The organism is Deltaproteobacteria bacterium (assembly GCA_003696105.1).
Lineage (GTDB): Bacteria > Myxococcota_A > Polyangia > Haliangiales > J016 > J016.
The window spans coordinates 1-18059 of the sequence record RFGE01000195.1 but is presented as its reverse complement, the minus strand read 5'-3'; the positions used below and the strand labels follow the sequence as shown (position 1 = coordinate 18059).

Sequence of the window (18059 nt, the reverse complement as noted above, 5' to 3'; positions counted from 1 at the left end):
GAGGTCCGCCACGCCATGACCCGCACCGTTGCGATCGTTCAGGCCCGCGCCGGGTCGACACGCCTTCCCGGGAAGGTGTTGCGCCCACTGGCCGGTGCGCCGATGCTGGCGCACGTCGTCGCGCGCGTACAGCGCTGCAACCGCGTGGACGACGTCGTGGTCGCGACGTCCGATGCCGCGGGCGACGACGCGGTCGCCGAGGTCGCGGCGGCGGCGGGGGCGCGCGTGTTTCGCGGCAGCGAGACCGACGTGCTCGGCCGGTACGCGGCCGCCGCGCGAATGGCGCACGCCGATCGCGTCGTGCGCATCACGGCCGACTGCCCGCTGCTCGATCCCGCCGTGGTCGACGACGTCATCGCCGCGCTGTCGCCGCAGGTCGACTACGCGGCCAACGTGCTCGTGCGGACCTTCCCGCGCGGACTCGATGCCGAGGCGCTGCACGCGGACGTGCTCGCGCGGCTCGACCGCATCGCCGGCACGCGTCCGGCGCGCGAGCACGTGACCTGGTTGATTCACCGCCGGCCCGAGTGGTTCAAGACCGCGTCCGTCACCAACCCGGACGGCGACGACTCGGACCTGCGGTGGACGGTGGACACCGAGGCGGACTTCGTGGCGGTCGCGGCGCTGTACCGCGCGCTCGATCTGGGGCGGCGTCTGGCGCCCTGGCGCGAGGTGCGCGCGTACGTCCGCGCCCATCCCGACATCGCCGCGGTCAACGCGCACGTCGTGCAAAAGGCGTCGTAGCGCCGCGGCCGCGGGCCGCGATCACCGCGCCGTCTGCGCGCGCCGCGGCCGCGGGCCGCGATCACCGCGCCGGCTGCGCGCGCTCCGCGGCCGCGGCCACGGCGTCGAGTGCACCGTCCGGCAGCGCCCGCTGGGCGACCTCGAACAGCTCCCGCTCCTCGAACCGAACGTGCGATGTGAGCCGGTCGGCAAAGCCGCGCAGTCCCGCCGCGGGTTCCATGTCGGCGGACGTGTATGCGCGCAGCGCGACGTGATCCTCGAGCGTTCGGTCGACCAGACCGCCGTGGCCTGCCTCGCGCAGGGCCGGCAGCAGCACCTGCTCCTCCACCGCGAAATGGGGTTCGAGTTCGCGCGCGAACGTGTCGGCCAGCGCGCGCCACGCCTCGGCGGCCGCGGCGCCGCCCGCGTCGGCGGCCTGTGCGGCCCGGCGCGCGAGCACGAGCGCGCGATGATGGTCCGACGAAAGCGCCCGCAGCCGCGGGTCCCGGCGCAACGGCATGGAGCGAGCGTACGGCGCGCGGCCCCGACGTGCAATGCGCCGAGACCCGCGCGCGCCGACCGGAGCGACTACGCGGTCCGACAACAAAAATAGGCGGCCTCCGACCTCGCTTCGCGATCGCTCGCGTCGTCAGGTCAGAGGCCGCCCTGCGGCCGCCCTGCGGAGCCGGGCGAGCGGCCAGACGGGATTGGCGCCGGCCCCCTCTCTCCGGCGCCAATCCTCGCCGCGACTATCCCAAGAGGGACAGCGCCACCGACGGCAACTGGTTGGCCTGCGCGAGGACGGAGACGCCCGCCTGCGACAGGATCTGGTTGCGGGTGAACGCTGCCGTTTCCTCGGCGACGTCGACGTCCCGGATCCGGCTATTGGCGGCAGACAGGTTCTCGTGGGCGACCGACAGGTTGTCCATCGTCACCGTCAGCCGGTTTTGCGCCGCGCCGAGCTTGGCCCGGGCATCCGACAGCTGGCTGATCGCCTTGTCGAACACCGCGATCGCGGCCTGGGCCTTCGTCGCGGTCGACAGAGAAGCCGCGCTGAGCTTCGTGCTGGACCCCAGCGTGTCCGACGCCAGCTTGGTGATCTTGATCGTGACGCGGTCGTTGGCGGTGTTGTTGATGCCGACCTGCATCGTGAGACCCGCGGACGCCGAACCGTCGAGCAGCTTCTGCCCGTTGAACTCGGTCACGGACGAGATGCGGTCGAGCTCGGTGCGAAGCTCCGAGAACTCGGTCTGGATGAACCCGCGCTCGGTCGCGCCGAGCGTGCCGTTGGCCGACTGGATCGCGAGTTCGCGCATGCGCGACACGATGCCCTGCATCTGATCCATTGCGCCCTCGGCGACCTGAGTGAGGCTGACGCCGTCGTTGGCGTTGCGGCTGGCCTGCGACAGGCTGCGGATCTGCGACTTGAGTTTTTCGCTGATCGCCAGCCCCGCGGCGTCGTCGGACGCCCGGTTGATCCGCAAGCCCGACGCCAGTCGGTTGATGTTGTCCGCCATGCGCGATTGCGTGCGACTGAGGTGTCGCTGCGCGCCTAGCGATGCGGTGTTGGTAACGATTGAGACAGCCATGGATTCTCCTCCTTCTGGTGTGGGCGGCGACACGCCGCTACGTTCCGTGATTCGACCGCCCTCGGAGCAGCTTTAGGAGATTTTGTCTCGTGCCTCAGAAAGAAGTGGGTACAACCAATCGGCGACCGTCTTGATCGTTGCGAACAGATCGCTCGATGCCGCGAGCGTGTCCGCGACCGACGCGGCCGACTGCGCGCGGCCGACCGCCGCGGCAATTTCGTCTTGCGCCACCAGCGACACGAACAACACCGGAGCCAGTGCGTCGGATAGCTGCGCCTCGACCTGTTGAAGTTGCGCGAGAGCGCCGTCGTCGATCGCCGCGCGCGCCGCCAGGGATCGGCACCTGCCGGCGAGAGAGCGGACGCGATCGACGGCGGACACCATGTCGTCGAGTCGCCGCTTCAGCGCGGCTCGACGGCCGCGAACGTCCAGGTCGGCGACCGCACGGTCGAGCACCGCGGCGACGTCGACATCGCCCGCGCCCGAGGTCGCAACCTGGCTCGCGACCTCGGCCAGCGGCAGCTGCTCGGTGCCGGCGATGCGAGCACCGCCCTCCGTGGCGTTGATGAACCGCACGCGGTCGCCGTGCTCGGCCACCTGTTCCTCGAACCATTTGTGGAACAGGCTGAGCATGAAGTTCGTCACGACGGTGCCGCCGTGGTAGCCGGGCAGTTCGACCGCTGCCTGTACGCGCGACTCCTCGGCGCCGCGCACGACCTGAAGGTTCTTGAAGCCCTCGCTCCAGCCGCGCACGACGAGGCTGCCGTCGTCGCGCCTGACCACCTCGGTCTGGCCGTCGCAGCTGGTGTCCACGTAATACTTGCCGCCGGGAAACGACAGGTCGAGCCCCGCGAACACGATCGGGTCGCAGCCGAGCTGCAGCGCGAGGGTACAGGCGGACGTGGCGACCGACCCGCCGCCGTCGAGGCGCGCCTCGTCGCCGAACGACTCGTAGATCCAGTCGTCGAGTTGGCTGTTGGCGGCGAACGTGAAGTAGCGCGGCGCCCCGAGTTCGAACAGCGCCGGATGCACGGTCACGCCGTTGATCATCGCGCCGACGTCCGCGAGCGACACGCCGTCGAAGTGATAGCGGACGTCCTGCGGGTCGGCGCACAGCACGAGGTCGGGGACGACGTCCGCCGCGGCCAGCGCCTTGAGCGTGTGGCTGAACGTGATGATCAATGCACGTCCCTTGAGCCGTCGCAGCACGTCGACGTTTTTCGCCAGAGATGGGCCCGGCGCGACGACGACGGCGGGCACGCCGGCGAACGCGCCGCGCAGCGGCGCGATCGATGGCCACGACGCCACCGCGGCAAGATTCGCGATGCCCTGGGCGACCCACGTGGGCGCGAAATTCTTGACCGTGTTGAACTGAACGCGGACCTCCGACAGCGCGCGCTCGACCTTGGTCATCGCCGCCTCGTGATCCTCGGCCGTCACATCGCTGTCGGGGTGGCGCTTGGACGCGACGCGCGCCGGTGGATGGGGGTTGAGAGCCAGGGTGATGGCCTGCAGCTCCTCGTGGGTCGAAGCGACGCGGACCTCGGGCGGGTAGGCGTGATCCCCGGACGGAACGTAGGCGGCGATCCGCTTTTGTCCCTGCGCGAGCAGCGCGCGCGCGACCGGCTCGAGTTTCGAGCCGGCGAGGACGACCAGGTCGTGGTCGTAGTCCCACGTCGCCCCGAGCATCGCGTCGATGTATGCCTCGACCCCCTCGCCCGTTTGCAGCAACTCCGCGTCCGGCGGCAACGGCTGTTCGAGCCACAGCTTGACCGCCTCGTCACTCGTGCGCAAACGCGCAGCCAACGACCGCGCTCGCGCGAGCCATGCGATGCCGCCGGCGGTCTCGGGTGCGCCGGCGCGCTCCACCTCCTGCTGGGTGCGCTCGACTTGTGCGCGCGCCGCGCGAGATCGCGCGAGCCAGCGCCGCGCATCGGCCGCGTCGCCGCGCAGGCACGCATCCATGAAGCGATCGCCCACCTCGGCGAGGTGGGCCATCCGTTCGCACAGTCGTTCGAGGGGTTCGGTCATTTGGCTGGCTCCGCTGGACGTATGAACACAAACTCGACGCGCCGGTTGCGAGCGCGCCCTTCGGGGGTTTCGTTCGATGCGATCGGGCGCATGTGCGCGTAGCCGGCCACGCTCATCCGCGCGATGTCGATGCCGCCGGTTTCCACGAGGTACCGCATCGCGGCGGTCGCGCGCGCCGTGGACAGCTCCCAGTTCGACGCGTAGCGCGACGTGTGAATCGGCCGGTCGTCGGTATGGCCCTCGACCGAAATCGGGTACTCGAGCATGCGGCAGATCTCGGCGACCGCGTCGAGCGTGGGCTTGCTCTCCGGCCGCAACTCGGCCTCGCCTGTCTCGAACAGGATCTCGCCGGTGATGCGGACGATCACCCCGCGCGCGTCCGGGACGGCTTCGATCGTGCCCTCTAGACCCTTTTCGCGCACCATCTCGCGGATGCGCGAGACCATCATCTCCTCGAACACCTGCAGGTTGCTCGTGCTCTCGCGCTTCGACAGCTCGACGACGGACGTGGCGATCGCCGTCACGTCGCCCGGGTGCTCGACCTCCACGCCGAGGGCGTCCTTCACCGACCCGAGCGCCATGCGGAAGTTCGTGATGTCCATCGACGCGAACGACAGCAACAGCACGAAGAACGTGAGCAGCAGCGTCATCATGTCGGCGAACGTCGCCATCCACTCGCTGCCGCCACCCTCATCGCCTCCTTCGTCGAAATCGAACTCGTCGCTCACGGTCGGCTCCTGCTACTCGATCGGCTTGCGGTCCTTCGGCGGCAGCTGGACTTCGAGCTTCTCCTGGACGATGCGCGCGTTTTCGCCCTTGAGCACCGAGTCGAGGCCATCGAGAATGACCTGGACGTTCGCGGCCTCCTCGTTCGATCGCATGTCGAGCTTCTCGGCGATCGGCCCGAAGATGATGAACGCGAAGATGGCGCCGTAGAAGGTCGTCAGCAGCGCGACGGCCATCGCCGGGCCGATCGAACTCGGGTCGTCCATCACCTGGAGCATCTGCACGAGGCCGATGAGTGTGCCGACCATGCCCATCGCCGGCGCGGTCGCGGCCATGAACTTGAACAGCTGGCGGCCGCGGCGGTGGCGCGCGCGCAACGCGCCCAACGACGCGCGCAGCGTCGCCTTGATCTCCTCCGGTGGGATGCCATCGACCGCGAGACGGACTCCCTTCGCCAGCGTCGGGTCGTCGATCTGCTGGTTCTCGAGCGCGAGCAAGCCCTCCTTGCGCACGACGACGGCGAGTTCGGCGAGTTGCTTGATCGTCTCGTCCACCCGCGGGCTCTTGACGAAAAACGCCTTCATCGCGACCTTGACCGCCGACAGCACCGATTTGAGATCTTCGGCGATCAGCGCCGCCGCGAACGTGCCTCCGCCCACCACGAGCAGGCCGGGCACGTTGATGAACGCCCCGATGGAGCCGTCCATCATGATGGAGCCGATGACCAGGCCGAAGCCCAGGAACATTCCTATGGCGGTTCCGAGATCCATCTACACGAGTGCATCGACCACTTCAATCGGACCTGTAGCCTGGCGTTCGGGCGGCGGCTCCGGCGCGCCGGCGCGCAGCTCGCGCAGCCGCGCGACGTTCTCGGACGCGAGCATGCGAGCGATCCGCTTGAGTTCGCGCGCGTTGCGCGAGCTGGCGTCGCTCAGCAGCAACGGGACGCGGCGATTGACGGAGTCGTGAATGCTGCGCTGGGCGCGCAGGGCGCCGATCAGCGGGGCGTGAACGCGCAGGTAGTCGCGAATGAGGCGACCGATGTTCATCAGCGACGCCATCTCGGCGTCTTGAAACACGTAATTGCCGACGATGCGGCAGCCGAAGTGGGTCAGCTCCGCCTCCACCCGCGGCACGAGGTCGGGCGCCGTCTGCCGCAGCGCGTCGACTAGCGCGCTCACCGGAGCGGTCGGACCTCCGATCTGCTGCGCCTTCGCGATTTTTGCCTTCGCGTCTCGGTCCTGCCCCAGCTGCAAAATGACGCGGAACACCGCACTTTTCAAAAACGCGTAGGCGTTCTGGATCGACGTGAGTTGCGGCGCCATCACGACCAGCCGCAGGTCTGCCGCGTCGAAAAAGTCGAGTGCGTTGTAGGCGACACCGGCGCCCACGTCGATCACGACGACGTCGTAGTCGAGTCGATACAGCGCCCGGAGGACGCGCTGTTTCTGACTGTGCATGATGTTCGCGCAGCCCGGAATGCCGGCACTGCCGGGTACGAGATACAGGTCCGGCACGTTCGTCGCGACGACCGCCTCGTCGAGGGAATCGACGACCCGCGCGATGAACCCCTGCAACCCCGGACCCGGCCGGTCGATGCCGAACATCGTGTGGAGGTTGGCCGCGCCGAGATCGGCGTCGAACACGAGGGTCCTCTTCCCCATCTGTGCCATGGCCACCGCAAGGTTTGCGGCGACGACGCTCTTGCCCACGCCGCCCTTGCCGCCTCCGACGGCGATGATGCAGCGCGCGCGCGGCCAGGCCGGTCCCACGGGGTGCCTCCTACTGAACGACGAACTCTTCGAAGAACACGCGCTTGACGCGGCCCTTGCCGAGGCGATCGTCGATGCGCGCCACGATCTGGTCGTGGATCGTGTTCTTGTTTTCTTCTCCCATCGTTTGCTCCACCGACAGGCCCGACAGGTAGCGCAGCAGGTCGTCGCGCACGAGTTGCTCGCGCTTCTTGAGGTCGGCTGCGGCGTCGGAATCGGCGACCTCGACCGCGAGTTGAACCTTGAGGTAGCGACCTCCCTTGGGCTCGTTGAGATTGACGACGAACGGTTTTTCGAGTTCGACGACCTCGCCGGGCCCTTCGTCGGGCGCCGCCGGCTGGACGATGGCGGTGATTTCGGGATCCGTGGGCAACGCCATTACGCGCGCGCACACGAACGCCGTCACCGCGAGATTCAACACCAACAAGATCGGGACGATCTTCGACGCCTTCGCTGCCGGTTGTTCTTCGACGTCCTTTTCTTCATCGGCCATGGCGGATCCCTCCACGCGGACGCTGCGCCCGTCGCACGGACGCCATCCGCTCGCTCAGTTGCACGCGGGCCTGTTTCATCGCGGCGGACCAACCCGCGTCGCGCTCGCGCAGCTCGGCGACGAGACGTGCGCTGTCGGCGTCGCCCACCAGCAGGGCCGGATCGCGCTCCATCAACGCGCGCAGCGACGCGAACGGGCGCTCGCGCGCGGCGACGAACCGCGCCGCGGTTTCCACGACGTCGTTCGCGTCGGTGCCCGGCGCCGGCGGCGGGGGGGTTGCCGCCAGCAGCTCGGCGAGCAGAGCGCGCGCAGCGGTGGCGGTCATGCGGCCTCCGCGGCCGTGCGAAACGCGTCGCGAAGCGTCTCGATGATGCGCTCCGCCTCGCCGAGCGGCGCGGCGTCCATGTCCCGGCTCGCGGCGACGATCCGCGCGTGCGCGAAGTCGTACAGGCGTTCGAGATTGGCGCACAGCTCCGGCGCGCGGTCCGGTTCGAGCGCGGCAATCAGCTCGGTGAGGATGCGCAGAGCGTGGTCGGTGGCGCGTTGCTTCGCGAGCACGTCGCGCGCCTCGATCGCCGCGCGCGCGTCCGCGAGGTCGCGAAGCAGGCGCCCGTACACCTCGTCGAGTACGCGCGCCGGTGATGCCGAGCCGACGTGAATCTTTTTGTACTGTTTGGCGATTCGTCCGTACATGATGTGTCGCTCAGCCGAGCGCCAACGCGGCGAGATAGCTCGACTGGGTTTGAAGCGTCGAGGAGAGTGCCTCGAGCTGGCTGAACTGGCGGCTGAGGCGGTCGCCGAGCCGCGACGCGCGGTCCTCGATGCGCTCGATCTGCGAATCGAACGCGTCGATGCGCGAGTTGATGCTGTCTTGTTTGGCGATCAGCATGCCGTCACCGGCACGCGTGTAGTCGTCGACGAGGCCATCGAGCACCGCGGCCACGCCGTCACCGCCGTCGCCGGCAAACAAATGATCGAGCGCCGTCGGATCGTCGGCGACGGCCTTGTCGAACTTGGCCGCGTCGATCTGCAGGGCGCCCGTCTCGGTCAGCTCGATGCCGAGCAGGCCCAGGGATGTCGTGCCGCTGCCGTGCGCGTAGCCGGTCGTCACCGTCGCGCCAAGCGCCGCTTGCAGCTGCCGCAGCGTGCTGTCGCCGAACAGCGTGTCGCGCCCTCGCTGTACGCCGTTGTAGCTCAACTGGCCGCTGATCAGGTTGGCGACGGCGTTGTACGCGTCGACGAACTCCTGTACCCGGTCGCGGGTGGCGTCCACGTCGAAGTCGACGTCGACCACCGTGTCGCCCTCGGTGGCCGGCGTCACGCCGCGCAACTCGAAGGTGACGCCGTCGATGACGTCTGCAACCGTGTTCGACGACCGCGTGACGGTGACGCCGTTGATCGAAAACTGCGCGTCGCGCGCGGCGACCAGCTCGGAAAAGCCGAGCGCAGATCCCGACTCGGTGAAGGTCAGCGCGTTGGCCGTCCCCGTGTCCTCGCTCGACACGAGCAGCCGGTAGTTGCTCCCGTCGTAGAGCACCGATGCCCGCACGCCGTCGACCTGGTCGTTGATCCGCGCGGCGATGTCGTCGAGCGAATCGGTGGCGTCGTAGTTGACCGTGACGCCCGGGTTGCTGCCGACCGCAATCGTGACGCTGCCGGTGCCGACGACACCGGGATCCTTGCTGGCGAACGCGGTGGAGCCGGACGTCTCGGCCGCGGCGAGCGCGTCGACGCGGATGTTGTAGGTGCCCGCGGCGGTCGGCGACGCCGACGTGATCGACACCCGGTCTTCGTTCGACGACGTGGCAGAGTACGCGCGCACCTCGGAGGCGGTGTCGAGCTGCTTGACGGCGTCGCGCAGCCCTTGCAGTTTGCTCACCAGGTCGCCCACGATCGATAGTTGCGACCGCAGATCGCTCACGCGCTGTTCGAGCAACTTGGCCGGCGCACGCTCGAGTTCGACGAGCTGGTCGATGATCGCCGCGCTGTCGATTCCGGTGGAAAGGCCGGTGAAGTTGATCGTGGGCACGCGTTACTCCGAAACGGGAAGAGGACCGGCCCGCGGAAGCGGGCCGGTCACGGGAGTTAGCCGAGCAGCGACAGGGCCACGGACGGCATCTGGTTGGCTTGTGCGAGGACGGAGACGCCCGCCTGCGACAGGATCTGGTTGCGGGTGAACGCGGCCGTCTCCTCTGCGACGTCGACGTCGCGGATCCGGCTGTTTGCGGCCGACAGGTTCTCGTGGGCGACCGACAGGTTGTCCATCGTGACCGTCAGCCGGTTCTGCGCCGCGCCGAGCTTGGCCCGGGCATCCGACAGCTGGCTGATCGCCTTGTCGAACACCGCGATCGCGGCCTGCGCCTTCGTCGCGGTCGACAGCGACGCCGCGGACAGCTTCGTGGTCGAGCCGAGCGTGCCGGCTGCCAACTTGGTGATCTTGATCGTGACGCGGTCGTTGGCGGTGTTGTTGATGCCGACCTGCATCGTGAGACCCGCGGACGCCGAACCGTCGAGCAGCTTTTGCCCATTGAACTCGGTCACGGCCGAGATGCGGTCGATCTCGCTGCGCAGCTCGTTGAACTCGGTCTGGATGAAGCCGCGCTCGGTCGAGCCGAGCGTGCCGTTGGCCGACTGGATCGCGAGTTCGCGCATGCGCTCGACGATGCCCTGCATCTGATCCATGGCGCCTTCGGCAACCTGGGTGAGGCTGACGCCGTCGTTGGCGTTGCGGCTGGCCTGCGACAGGCTGCGGATCTGCGCCTTGAGCTTCTCGCTGATTGCGAGCCCCGCGGCGTCATCGGACGCCCGGTTGATCCGCAAACCCGACGACAGCCGGTTGATGTTGCCCGCGATGCGCGTCTGGGTCCGATTGAGGTGGCGCTGAGCGCCCAGGGAAGCGACGTTGGTGACGATGGAAACGGCCATGGTGAGATCCTCCTGAAGTGGTTGGCGCCCTCGCGCCCTATGCCCCGTGTTTCGACCTCACTGTCGGTTTCCTTAGCCCCGGAACATCGAAATGATCCTCTGCGCGACGGCGCGCGCGGCCTCGAGCGCCTGCATGGCGCCGGCAAAGCGGCTCGCGGCGTCGACCGGGTCTGCGTCGATCGCGCGGGCGCGCTCTTCCGCCAACGCCAGGGTCATGTCCTGGCGCGCGTCCTCGGCGACGTCGAGCGCGCGGATGCGCGCGCCGACGTCGGCCCGCGCGCCTCCGATCTGGTCGTGTGCGGCCGCCAGGTCGTCGATCGACGTCTGGACGCCCGCGGTGTTGTTCGTTTCGAGTGCAACTGCCAGGCCGTCGATTGCCTGGAACACGTCGACGCCGGCGACCGCGGTGAGCGGCGTCCCGGCCGTGCCGACCGCGTAGCGGAACCCGGTGAGCAGTTCGGCCTGTCGCTCGTTGGCGTTGCCCATGTACGTGCCGGTGGCGTCGAACGCGGGGTCGGCCGCGGCGGTGCCCGCCAACAGCGGTTCGCCGTCCGCGCCGCGCTCGTTGGCGATGCGCAGCGCCTCCTGCTGGAGCGCGCGCACTTCCGCCGCCATCGCCGCGCGGTCGTCGGCCGACAGCGTGTCGTTGGCTCCCGCGACCGCGAGTTCGCGCGTGCGCTGCAGGATCGACTGGAGCGACCCATAGATCTGATCGACGCGCGCGAGCCGATCGCGGCTGCGCGCGATGGCGTCGCCGTGCGCGGTGGCGGCGATCTCCCCGGCGCGGGCGCGGCGACCCGCCACCCATGCCGCCACGTCGTCCGACGGACGCGAGACGCGCACGCCGGACGATAGCTCGGCTTGGGGCGCCGCGACGCGCTGGCGCGCGCGCGATACCGAGTCTGACGCCAGCTGGATCAGTCTGGATTCGGTAACTCGCATCACAGCGTGTCGATCAGGGTCGCGAGCAGGTCGTCGACCGTGCCGACGACGCGGGCGGCGGCCTCGCTCGCGCGGGCAAATTGGGACAGGCGCGTCATCTCCTCCTCGAGGCTGACGCCGGCGACCGAGTCGCGCAGGGCGGCAAGCGCGTCGAGCCGCGCGGCCGCGAAGTCCATCGCCGACCGGGCGGTAGCCGTGTCGCGACCGATGTCCGCGACCAACGAGATGCTCTCGTCGACGAACGATCGGGTCGCGCCCGCCGCGAGCTTCTGATCGCGCAGGTCGATCAGCGCGAGCGCGCCCTGGCTGTCGCCCGGCCCGGCGCCGGGTGCGGCGGCGGCCACGAGCCGCGGGTCGACGGCGACCGCCGGGTCCAGGTCGAGCGCGGCGGCCGACGTGGCCGCGGTAAACAGGTTGCGGCCGGTGACGCCGTCGAGTCCGGCGTTCGCCGAGTGGACGGCGTTGACGTTCGATGCGACGTCGGCCGCCAGTGCGTCGAGCCGCGCGAGCGCGCTCGCCGCGGTCACGTCGCGGAACTTGACCTCGCCCGCGAGCACGCCGCCGTCGAGCCGCGCGGTGACGTCGTCGCGGTGGACGCCGTCGACCACCTCGATCTTGCGGCGCCCGCCGAGGCCGGGGTCGGGGGACGTGTCGAACGTGGCGGCGCGATCGCCGTCGACGACGACGACGCCGCCGGCGACCACGAACCGCATCTGGCCGTCCGGGTCGATGCGCGCGGCGCCGCCGACCAGTTCGGCGAGCTTGCGCGCGGCGAGTTCGCGGCGGTCGGCGATCACCGGGTCCGCCGACGTGGCGAGCGCGCGGTTGGCCGCGGCGATGTCGGCCGCCAACTCGCTGGCTCGCGCGGCGATCTGCTCGATGCGCGCGTCGGCGTCGTCCTGCGCGGCGGTGATGTCGGCGGCCGCGCTGCGGAACGACCGCGCCACTTCGGATGCGGCCGCGACCACGTCGCCGCGGACGGCCTCGTCCATCGGCGCCGCCGACAGCCGCGAAAACGCGGCGAACAGCTCGGCGAGCCGCGTGGACAGGTCGTCGTTGGCCGACGTGAGCGCGTCCTCCAGGCCGCCCATCGCCAGCGCGTACGCGCGGGCACTGCCGAGCTCGCCGCCGCGATCGCGCTCGCGCGCCGCGAGCAGCTCTGTCTGCGCGCGCCGCGGATCGCCGGCGCGCACGCCGCCCACCAGCGGAGCCGCCAGTTCCGACTGCAGATCGATGCTCTCGCGCACGTACCCCTCCGTGTTGACGTTGGCCACGTTGCGCGACGCGACCGCGGTCCCGGACTGCTGCGCGAGCAGCGCGGCGGATCCGAGGTCGAGCATGCGCAGCAGGCTCGACATTCAGGCGGCCCTCCCGACTGCGGTCATGCGCAGGGTGACCCGGCGCGCGCGCGCGTCGTAGGTGCCGGTGTCGGTGCGGCCGCCGGCAACCGCGCGCACGGTCGCGACGGCGTCGGCGAGGAGCGCCGCATTGGCCTCGGCGTGGGCGAGCACGCGGCGCACGTGGTCGCGCACCTGGTCGCGCTCCGCCCGCGCGCGGTCGTCGTCGCGCCGCGCCACCGCGCGCCCGTCGGGCCCGACCGGGGCGGCCACCTTGCCCACGAGTGCCTGCATCCGGTCGGCGAGAGACCGCTTGCGCTCGGCGGCGGCCGTGAGCGCCGCCCCGTCGAGGCGGCGTATCGCGTCCCGCTCGGCCACCAGCGCGTCGTCCATCTCGGCCAACACCGAGCGCAGCTCGGCGAGCGCGCCGGCGTCATCGACCAGCGTCCACCCGTCCGCGGCCATCGGTCAGCCTCCCACGCGCGCCAGCTCCTCGTCCACGAGGCGCTCGGCGAGCTTGTCGAAGTCCACCTGGTAGCTGCCGTCGGCGATCTGCGCGCGCACGCGTTCGAGTCGGTCGGCGACGTCCTTCGGCAGCGCGCCGACCTGGCGGGTCGCCGAACCGAGGGCGACGACGACGGCCGCTCCGCCGGGACGCCCCGCCGCGCCGGCCCGGTCGGACCGCGCGCGCGCGTCGGCGCGATCGGTGGAGACATGGTCGCCGATGTGGGTGGTCGTAGGTCTGTCGATGCGCATGGATGGCTCCTTCGGTCAGCGGTTCGACCGCGCGGCGAATCCCTTTAGGGCAATTTCTCGGGTCGGGTCGACGGGGCGGCCATCCCGGCGAACCTCGAAGTGAAGGTGGGGGCCCGTGGCGCGCCCGGTGGCGCCGACCGCGCCGATGCGGGCGCCGGCGGCGACGCGGTCGCCGACCTGCACGGCGATGTCGCTCAGATGCGCGTACCGGGTGTGGACGCCGCCGCCGTGGTCGACCACCACGAGGTTGCCGTAGCCGCCGGCCGGGCCGGCCCGCACCACCGTGCCCGCGCCGGCCGCGACGACCGGCGTTCCCTCCGGCGCCGCGAGGTCGACCCCGGCGTGGAAGCGGCGGTCGCCTTCGATCGGATCGACGCGCTCGCCGAAGGTCGACGACAGCGGCGCGGCCACCGGCGTTACCTGGAGCGCACCGGCCGCCTCCCCGTACGCTCCCGGTCGCGGCAAGGCGGCCGCGGGCGCCACGTCGCGCAGCTGGTCGACGAGCGTGTCGGCGATGCCGACGCCGCCTCCCTCGGCCATGGCGTCCGCGAGCGCCTCGTCGAGCATGTCGCGAAACATGCGCGCGCCGACCCCGTCGCCCGCCAGGCCCGCCGTCCCGCGCACCTCCGACAGCATGCGGCGCAAAAAGTAGGCTTCGAACGCCGCCGCGGCCTGTCCGAGATCGCGCACACCGCCGGGTTGGAGGGCCGCGGTCAGATCGATGGCGGCCATTACAGCACCTCCAGTTCGGCGCGCAACGCCCCTGCCGCGGCGAGCGCCTGGAAGATGGCGACGAGGTCGCGCGGTTTGACGCCGAGCGCGTTGAGCGCGGCGGCGACGTCACCGACCGTGCCGGCCGGTCCGATCGGCACGAGCTGGCCGCCGGCCTCCTCTACCGAGATGTCGCTCTCCGGCGTCACGACCGTGTTGCCGCCGCGCGACAAGATTCCCGGCTGCGACGGATTGAGGCGCTCGGTCACGCGCACGGTGATGCCGCCGTGGGCGATCGCCGCGCGCGACAGCGCGACGTGTTCGCCGACGACGATCGTGCCGGTACGTTCGTCGATGACGACCCGCGCCCGCACGTCGGGCTCGGCCTGGACGGACTCGAGCGCCGCGATGAAGTGGACCACGCGGCCGCGCCACTTCGGCCCGACCCGGACCACTACCGCGCCGGGATCGCGCACGCGCGCGAGCGGCTCCCCGAACGCCGTGTCGATCGCGTCGGCGATGCGCGACGCCGTCGTGAAGTCCGGATTGTCGAGCAACAACACGACGTGATCGCGCGGCAGGTGACCGGGAGCGTCCATCTCGATGGTCGCGCCGTTCGGGATGCGCGCAACCGTGCTGTGGTTCTTTTTGGTCGTCGACCCGGTCGCCGCCTCGACCGCGAAGCCCCCGAGCGACAGCGGCCCCTGCGCGATCGCGTAGGTCATGCGGTCGGGGCCCTTGAGCGGCGTCGCGATCAGCGTCCCGCCCTGCAAGCTCTTGGCCGATCCCATCGACGACACGGTGACGTCGACCTGCATGCCGGCGCGCGCAAACGGCGGCAGTTCGGCGGTCACGACGACCGCGGCGACGTTCTTCGCCTTGAGTTGCGCCTCGTCGATCGTGATGCCGAGATGCTTCATGAGTTGAGCGAGCGACCGCCGCGTCACGGGCGAGCGCGCGTCGTCCCCGGTGCCCGCGAGGCCCACGACGATGCCGACGCCGACGAGGGCGTTGCCGCGGTAGCCCTCGACCGTCGCCAGATCCTTGACCCGGTCGGCTCGGACGGCGACCGGACAGGCGACCGCCGCGATCAGCGACAGGGCGGCCGCGGCGCGCGCGCCTGCCAATCGCCGGTGACTACGTCGCTCGGTGTGCATGACTCCCTCCAGCGTGCGTGTATCGTCAGGCCGCTAAAACGGCATGATCGTGTCGAGCAGTCGCGCGAGCCACCCCTGGCGCGTCTGCTGTGTGACGTCGCCGCGGCCGGTGTACTCGATCTCCGCGTCCGCGAGTCGCGTCGACGAGATCGTGTTGTCGGGCCCGATATCGACAGGGCGCACGAGCCCGCTGACGTACAAGTGGTGCTCCTCGGCGCCGACCATGATCACCTTCGTTCCCTCGACGAACAGATCGCCGTTGGGCAACACGCGGCGCACGCGCACCGGCAGCGTCGCGACCAGGCGGCCCTTGCGCTCGATCTTGCCCGAGCCGTCGAAGGTGCGCTCCGACGACAGGCCGATCAAACCGGCCGAATCGAGCCCGACCGCCGATGCGGCCGACCCGAGCAGCCCGGACGCGGATGCGCTTCGCTGGGTCGACCGCGCGAGCTTGGTGGTCGCATCGCGCGTCGCCTGCTCACTTTCTTCGATGCGAACGATCAGAATGTCGCCGACGCGGCCGGCGCGGTCGTCCTCGAACCAGCCGGCTCCGCCCGCGTACAGACTGCCGCGCGAGGCAACCGGCGACTTTTCGTAGCGACCGGGGTCGAAATGGCGGCGCTTTGGTCGATACGGAGCAATGTGCGACGCGCATCCCGCCAGCAGCGAAACGGTTGCACTAACAATGACCAATTGCGTGCGCATCACCTGCCTCCCATGACGACGGTCGTCGAATCGATCAAGATGCCGCTGACCACCCTGCGCGTCGCCAGCAACCGCACCGCCGTGCGCTCGCCCGGGCGCGCGCTGCGTTCGAGCACGCCGGCCGCCTCGACGCGGACCGCTCCGCGCGCGACGACGACCGTCACGTCGGTTCCCCGCGCGACGGGGGCCGGCTCCTCGACATCCTCGGGGCCGATCACCGCGCCGGCCGGCACGTCGCGCAACACCCGCCGCCCCAGGAGCGCGGCCGGCGCCATCTGCCATCCCTGGCCGCGGGCGACGGCGCGGGCGTCCATGGTGAGATCCCCCGCGCCGATCGCCCGGCCTTCTTCGAGCGCCCGCGCGGCGACGAGGACCCGGCGCACGGGCACCAGCGCCAGCCGCGCCCAGCCGCGCACCGTCTCGCCGCCGGCGCTGTGCGCGATAACCTGCACGGTGACGATGCCCGCGCGCGGCGCGCCGCGCCACGACAGGCCGACGCGCTGCGCATCCACCGCGCGCAAAGCGGGCGAAAGCTCGATCGTATCGACCGCGAGGTCGGCGGGCAACGCCGCGTCGACGCGGGCGCGCACGTCCGCCTCGATGTCTCCGGCCCGCGCCGTGCCGGCCGCCAGGGCGGCGGCCGCGGCGAGCGCCATCGTCAGTGCGCGGGTCATCGCAGGTTCGCCGTCTGCTGGAGCATCTCGTCGCCGGCGCGGATGACGCGCGCGGTGACTTCGTATGCCCGCTGGCCGGTAATGAGGTCGATCATTTCCTCGACCACCTGCACGTTCGACAGCTCCAGCGCTCCCTGCTGGAGCGAGCCGATGCCGTTTTCGCCGGGGGCGCCGGTGATCGCGGCGCCCGACGCGGCCGTCTCCTTGAACAGGTTCTTGCCGAGCGCCTCGAGGCCGGCCGGATTCGCGAACGTCGCGAGTTCGATCTTGCCGAGTTCGACCGGGGCCGACTCGCCGGGGATGGTGGCCGACACCGTGCCGTCGGCGCCGATCGACACGGTCTGGGCATCCGGCGGAACGGTCACGTCGGACGCGAGCGGGTAGCCGTCCGTGGTGACCATGCGGCCCTCGGCGTCGAGCTTGAACGCGCCGTCCCGCGTGTAGGCGACCTCGCCGCTCGGCAGGTTGACGGCGAAGTAGCCGTTGCCCTCGATTGCGAGGTCGAGCGGATTGCCGGTCTGGCGCAGGCTGCCCTGGCTGTGCATCCGCTGCGTGCCGGCGACGCGCACGCCGAGTCCGATCTGCATGCCGTTGGGCGCGCGGGTTCCCTGGCCGGTGGCGGCGCCCGGCGCCTGGGTCGTCTGGTACATCAAGTCCTGAAACTCGGCGCGGCTCTTCTTGAACCCGGGCGTCGACACGTTGGCGATGTTGTTTGCGGTGACGTCGAGGCGCTTTTGCTGCGCCTCCATCCCGGTCGCGGCGGTGGTGAGTGCTCGAATCATGGGTCCTCCTACTTCGGCCCGCCGATGTCGCGGGCGGTGCGCGCGTCGATGTCGCGATAGCTCTCGATCATGCGGAGCAGCGCCTCGTAGGTGCGCGATACCTTCACGAGGCCGACCATTCCGCGGACGACGTTGACGTTGCTCTGCTCGAGCGCCCCCGACACGACCTCGGGCAGGTCGTCCGACGCGGCCCGTGGTGCGCCGCGGGCGACGAACAAGTTGTTGCCCTCGCGCCGCAGTTGATCGGGCGAGAACCGGGCGATCTGAACGACGCCGACCTCGACGCCGTCGGCGCGCACGGTGCCGTCGGCGCCGACGTCGATCGAGCCGGTCTCCGGCGGCACCGACAACGGCGCGCCGGATTGGTCGAGGAGTGCGAACCCGCGCGCGTCGACGATCTGCCCATCCGCATCGAGGCGGAACGCGCCGTCGCGCGTGTAGCGCACGCCCGCGGGAGTTTGCACCGCGAAGAAGCCGTCTCCGCGGATCGCGAGGTCGAGTGGATTGTCGGTCGTCCGGATCGCGCCCTGCGTCGTGTCCGGGCGGCTGCGGGTCGCGGCCGCATACGCCATGTCGGGCGCGCGGGCGCGCGACAGCATCTCGCTAAACGCAATCCGCTCCGCGCGGAATCCGGCCGTGCCGGCGTTGGCCACGTTGTTGGCGGTCGTGTCGAGCGCGTCGCTCTGTGCTCGCGCCCCCGCCATCGCCACGTACATTCCAGAGCCCATTACGCTTT

General features: G+C 70.5%; 22 protein-coding genes. 1 reads left to right on the top strand and 21 read right to left on the bottom strand.

The genetic code is table 11. From position 1 onward, the window contains the following. Positions 1 to 15: 15 nt before the first annotated feature. The gene (locus tag D6689_12920) at positions 16 to 744 is read left to right on the top strand and encodes a hypothetical protein (protein RMH40737.1); all 729 of its coding nucleotides are present in this window, start codon (positions 16 to 18) and stop codon (positions 742 to 744) included. A 61-nt stretch (positions 745 to 805) separates the two neighbouring features. On the opposite strand, the gene D6689_12915 is transcribed toward D6689_12920, so the two are convergent. The 21 genes from D6689_12915 to flgF all read right to left on the bottom strand — a co-directional run bounded on the left by D6689_12915 (position 806) and on the right by flgF (position 18051). Further along, positions 806 to 1237 (bottom strand): hemerythrin domain-containing protein, encoded by a 432-nt coding sequence (locus tag D6689_12915; GenBank protein RMH40749.1) that lies wholly within the window; start codon positions 1235 to 1237, stop codon positions 806 to 808. A 235-nt stretch (positions 1238 to 1472) separates the two neighbouring features. Next, positions 1473 to 2312 carry a flagellin FliC gene (locus D6689_12910; GenBank protein ID RMH40736.1) on the bottom strand — a complete coding sequence of 280 codons (840 nt, stop codon included), beginning with the start codon at positions 2310 to 2312 and terminating at the stop codon, positions 1473 to 1475. 72 nt (positions 2313 to 2384) lie between these two features. Continuing rightward, positions 2385 to 4343 (bottom strand): DUF115 domain-containing protein, encoded by a 1959-nt coding sequence (locus D6689_12905; protein ID RMH40735.1) that lies wholly within the window; start codon positions 4341 to 4343, stop codon positions 2385 to 2387. After that, positions 4340 to 5071 carry a flagellar motor protein MotB gene (locus tag D6689_12900; protein ID RMH40734.1) on the bottom strand — a complete coding sequence of 244 codons (732 nt, stop codon included), beginning with the start codon at positions 5069 to 5071 and terminating at the stop codon, positions 4340 to 4342. The genes D6689_12905 and D6689_12900 overlap by 4 nt, the downstream gene beginning before the upstream one ends. A gap of 12 nt (positions 5072 to 5083) precedes the next feature. Next, entirely contained in the window at positions 5084 to 5839 is a 756-nt protein-coding gene (locus tag D6689_12895; protein RMH40733.1) for a motility protein A, read from the bottom strand. Further along, positions 5840 to 6910: a MinD/ParA family protein gene (locus tag D6689_12890; GenBank protein ID RMH40732.1), complete on the bottom strand. Its 1071-nt coding sequence runs from the start codon at positions 6908 to 6910 to the stop codon at positions 5840 to 5842. It lies immediately after the preceding gene. After that, complete coding sequence (locus D6689_12885; protein ID RMH40731.1) at positions 6852 to 7334, bottom strand: hypothetical protein; 483 nt, start codon at positions 7332 to 7334, stop codon at positions 6852 to 6854. Before D6689_12885 ends, D6689_12890 begins: the two co-directional genes overlap by 59 nt. Next, positions 7324 to 7659: a hypothetical protein gene (locus tag D6689_12880; protein RMH40730.1), complete on the bottom strand. Its 336-nt coding sequence runs from the start codon at positions 7657 to 7659 to the stop codon at positions 7324 to 7326. Before D6689_12880 ends, D6689_12885 begins: the two co-directional genes overlap by 11 nt. Beyond that, the gene (locus D6689_12875) at positions 7656 to 8027 is read right to left on the bottom strand and encodes a flagellar protein FliS (protein ID RMH40729.1); all 372 of its coding nucleotides are present in this window, start codon (positions 8025 to 8027) and stop codon (positions 7656 to 7658) included. The genes D6689_12880 and D6689_12875 overlap by 4 nt, the downstream gene beginning before the upstream one ends. Before the next feature lie 10 nt (positions 8028 to 8037). Then, positions 8038 to 9363: a hypothetical protein gene (locus tag D6689_12870; GenBank protein RMH40728.1), complete on the bottom strand. Its 1326-nt coding sequence runs from the start codon at positions 9361 to 9363 to the stop codon at positions 8038 to 8040. A 56-nt stretch (positions 9364 to 9419) separates the two neighbouring features. Further along, the gene (locus D6689_12865) at positions 9420 to 10259 is read right to left on the bottom strand and encodes a flagellin FliC (GenBank protein ID RMH40727.1); all 840 of its coding nucleotides are present in this window, start codon (positions 10257 to 10259) and stop codon (positions 9420 to 9422) included. 72 nt (positions 10260 to 10331) lie between these two features. After that, positions 10332 to 11201 carry a hypothetical protein gene (locus D6689_12860; protein RMH40726.1) on the bottom strand — a complete coding sequence of 290 codons (870 nt, stop codon included), beginning with the start codon at positions 11199 to 11201 and terminating at the stop codon, positions 10332 to 10334. After that, positions 11201 to 12559 (bottom strand): flagellar hook-associated protein FlgK, encoded by a 1359-nt coding sequence (gene flgK, locus D6689_12855; protein RMH40725.1) that lies wholly within the window; start codon positions 12557 to 12559, stop codon positions 11201 to 11203. The genes D6689_12860 and flgK overlap by 1 nt, the downstream gene beginning before the upstream one ends. Further along, positions 12560 to 13003, bottom strand: coding sequence for a hypothetical protein (locus D6689_12850; GenBank protein RMH40724.1), 444 nt, complete (start codon positions 13001 to 13003; stop codon positions 12560 to 12562). A 3-nt stretch (positions 13004 to 13006) separates the two neighbouring features. After that, positions 13007 to 13294 (bottom strand): flagellar biosynthesis anti-sigma factor FlgM, encoded by a 288-nt coding sequence (locus tag D6689_12845; protein RMH40723.1) that lies wholly within the window; start codon positions 13292 to 13294, stop codon positions 13007 to 13009. Between the two features lie 15 nt (positions 13295 to 13309). Further along, positions 13310 to 14026 carry a peptidase M23 gene (locus tag D6689_12840; GenBank protein RMH40722.1) on the bottom strand — a complete coding sequence of 239 codons (717 nt, stop codon included), beginning with the start codon at positions 14024 to 14026 and terminating at the stop codon, positions 13310 to 13312. Then, a complete protein-coding gene (locus D6689_12835; protein RMH40721.1) occupies positions 14026 to 15162 on the bottom strand; it encodes a flagellar basal body P-ring protein FlgI in 1137 nt (378 codons plus the stop codon). Before D6689_12835 ends, D6689_12840 begins: the two co-directional genes overlap by 1 nt. Positions 15163 to 15195: 33 nt before the next feature. Then, complete coding sequence (locus D6689_12830) at positions 15196 to 15867, bottom strand: flagellar basal body L-ring protein FlgH (protein ID RMH40720.1); 672 nt, start codon at positions 15865 to 15867, stop codon at positions 15196 to 15198. Beyond that, the gene (gene flgA / locus D6689_12825; GenBank protein ID RMH40719.1) at positions 15867 to 16541 is read right to left on the bottom strand and encodes a flagella basal body P-ring formation protein FlgA; all 675 of its coding nucleotides are present in this window, start codon (positions 16539 to 16541) and stop codon (positions 15867 to 15869) included. Before flgA ends, D6689_12830 begins: the two co-directional genes overlap by 1 nt. Next, positions 16538 to 17323 carry a flagellar basal-body rod protein FlgG gene (gene flgG, locus D6689_12820; protein ID RMH40718.1) on the bottom strand — a complete coding sequence of 262 codons (786 nt, stop codon included), beginning with the start codon at positions 17321 to 17323 and terminating at the stop codon, positions 16538 to 16540. The genes flgA and flgG overlap by 4 nt, the downstream gene beginning before the upstream one ends. 8 nt (positions 17324 to 17331) lie before the next feature. Then, complete coding sequence (flgF, locus tag D6689_12815) at positions 17332 to 18051, bottom strand: flagellar basal-body rod protein FlgF (GenBank protein ID RMH40717.1); 720 nt, start codon at positions 18049 to 18051, stop codon at positions 17332 to 17334. Positions 18052 to 18059: the final 8 nt, after the last annotated feature.

What these genes read in the sequence shown, in the direction of transcription:
- flgA (RMH40719.1), bottom strand. Translation starts at nt 16,541, where the DNA reads ATGACCCGCGCACTGACGATGGCGCTCGCCGCGGCCGCCGCCCTGGCG.
- flgF (RMH40717.1), bottom strand. Translation starts at nt 18,051, where the DNA reads ATGGGCTCTGGAATGTACGTGGCGATGGCGGGGGCGCGAGCACAGAGC.
- D6689_12860 (RMH40726.1), bottom strand. Translation starts at nt 11,201, where the DNA reads ATGCGAGTTACCGAATCCAGACTGATCCAGCTGGCGTCAGACTCGGTA.
- D6689_12875 (RMH40729.1), bottom strand. Translation starts at nt 8,027, where the DNA reads ATGTACGGACGAATCGCCAAACAGTACAAAAAGATTCACGTCGGCTCG.
- D6689_12910 (RMH40736.1), bottom strand. Translation starts at nt 2,312, where the DNA reads ATGGCTGTCTCAATCGTTACCAACACCGCATCGCTAGGCGCGCAGCGA.
- flgK (RMH40725.1), bottom strand. Translation starts at nt 12,559, where the DNA reads ATGTCGAGCCTGCTGCGCATGCTCGACCTCGGATCCGCCGCGCTGCTC.
- D6689_12845 (RMH40723.1), bottom strand. Translation starts at nt 13,294, where the DNA reads ATGCGCATCGACAGACCTACGACCACCCACATCGGCGACCATGTCTCC.
- D6689_12830 (RMH40720.1), bottom strand. Translation starts at nt 15,867, where the DNA reads ATGCGCACGCAATTGGTCATTGTTAGTGCAACCGTTTCGCTGCTGGCG.
- D6689_12840 (RMH40722.1), bottom strand. Translation starts at nt 14,026, where the DNA reads ATGGCCGCCATCGATCTGACCGCGGCCCTCCAACCCGGCGGTGTGCGC.
- D6689_12895 (RMH40733.1), bottom strand. Translation starts at nt 5,839, where the DNA reads ATGGATCTCGGAACCGCCATAGGAATGTTCCTGGGCTTCGGCCTGGTC.
- D6689_12905 (RMH40735.1), bottom strand. Translation starts at nt 4,343, where the DNA reads ATGACCGAACCCCTCGAACGACTGTGCGAACGGATGGCCCACCTCGCC.
- D6689_12885 (RMH40731.1), bottom strand. Translation starts at nt 7,334, where the DNA reads ATGGCCGATGAAGAAAAGGACGTCGAAGAACAACCGGCAGCGAAGGCG.
- flgG (RMH40718.1), bottom strand. Translation starts at nt 17,323, where the DNA reads ATGATTCGAGCACTCACCACCGCCGCGACCGGGATGGAGGCGCAGCAA.
- D6689_12850 (RMH40724.1), bottom strand. Translation starts at nt 13,003, where the DNA reads ATGGCCGCGGACGGGTGGACGCTGGTCGATGACGCCGGCGCGCTCGCC.
- D6689_12865 (RMH40727.1), bottom strand. Translation starts at nt 10,259, where the DNA reads ATGGCCGTTTCCATCGTCACCAACGTCGCTTCCCTGGGCGCTCAGCGC.
- D6689_12835 (RMH40721.1), bottom strand. Translation starts at nt 15,162, where the DNA reads ATGCACACCGAGCGACGTAGTCACCGGCGATTGGCAGGCGCGCGCGCC.
- D6689_12880 (RMH40730.1), bottom strand. Translation starts at nt 7,659, where the DNA reads ATGACCGCCACCGCTGCGCGCGCTCTGCTCGCCGAGCTGCTGGCGGCA.
- D6689_12920 (RMH40737.1), top strand. Translation starts at nt 16, where the DNA reads ATGACCCGCACCGTTGCGATCGTTCAGGCCCGCGCCGGGTCGACACGC.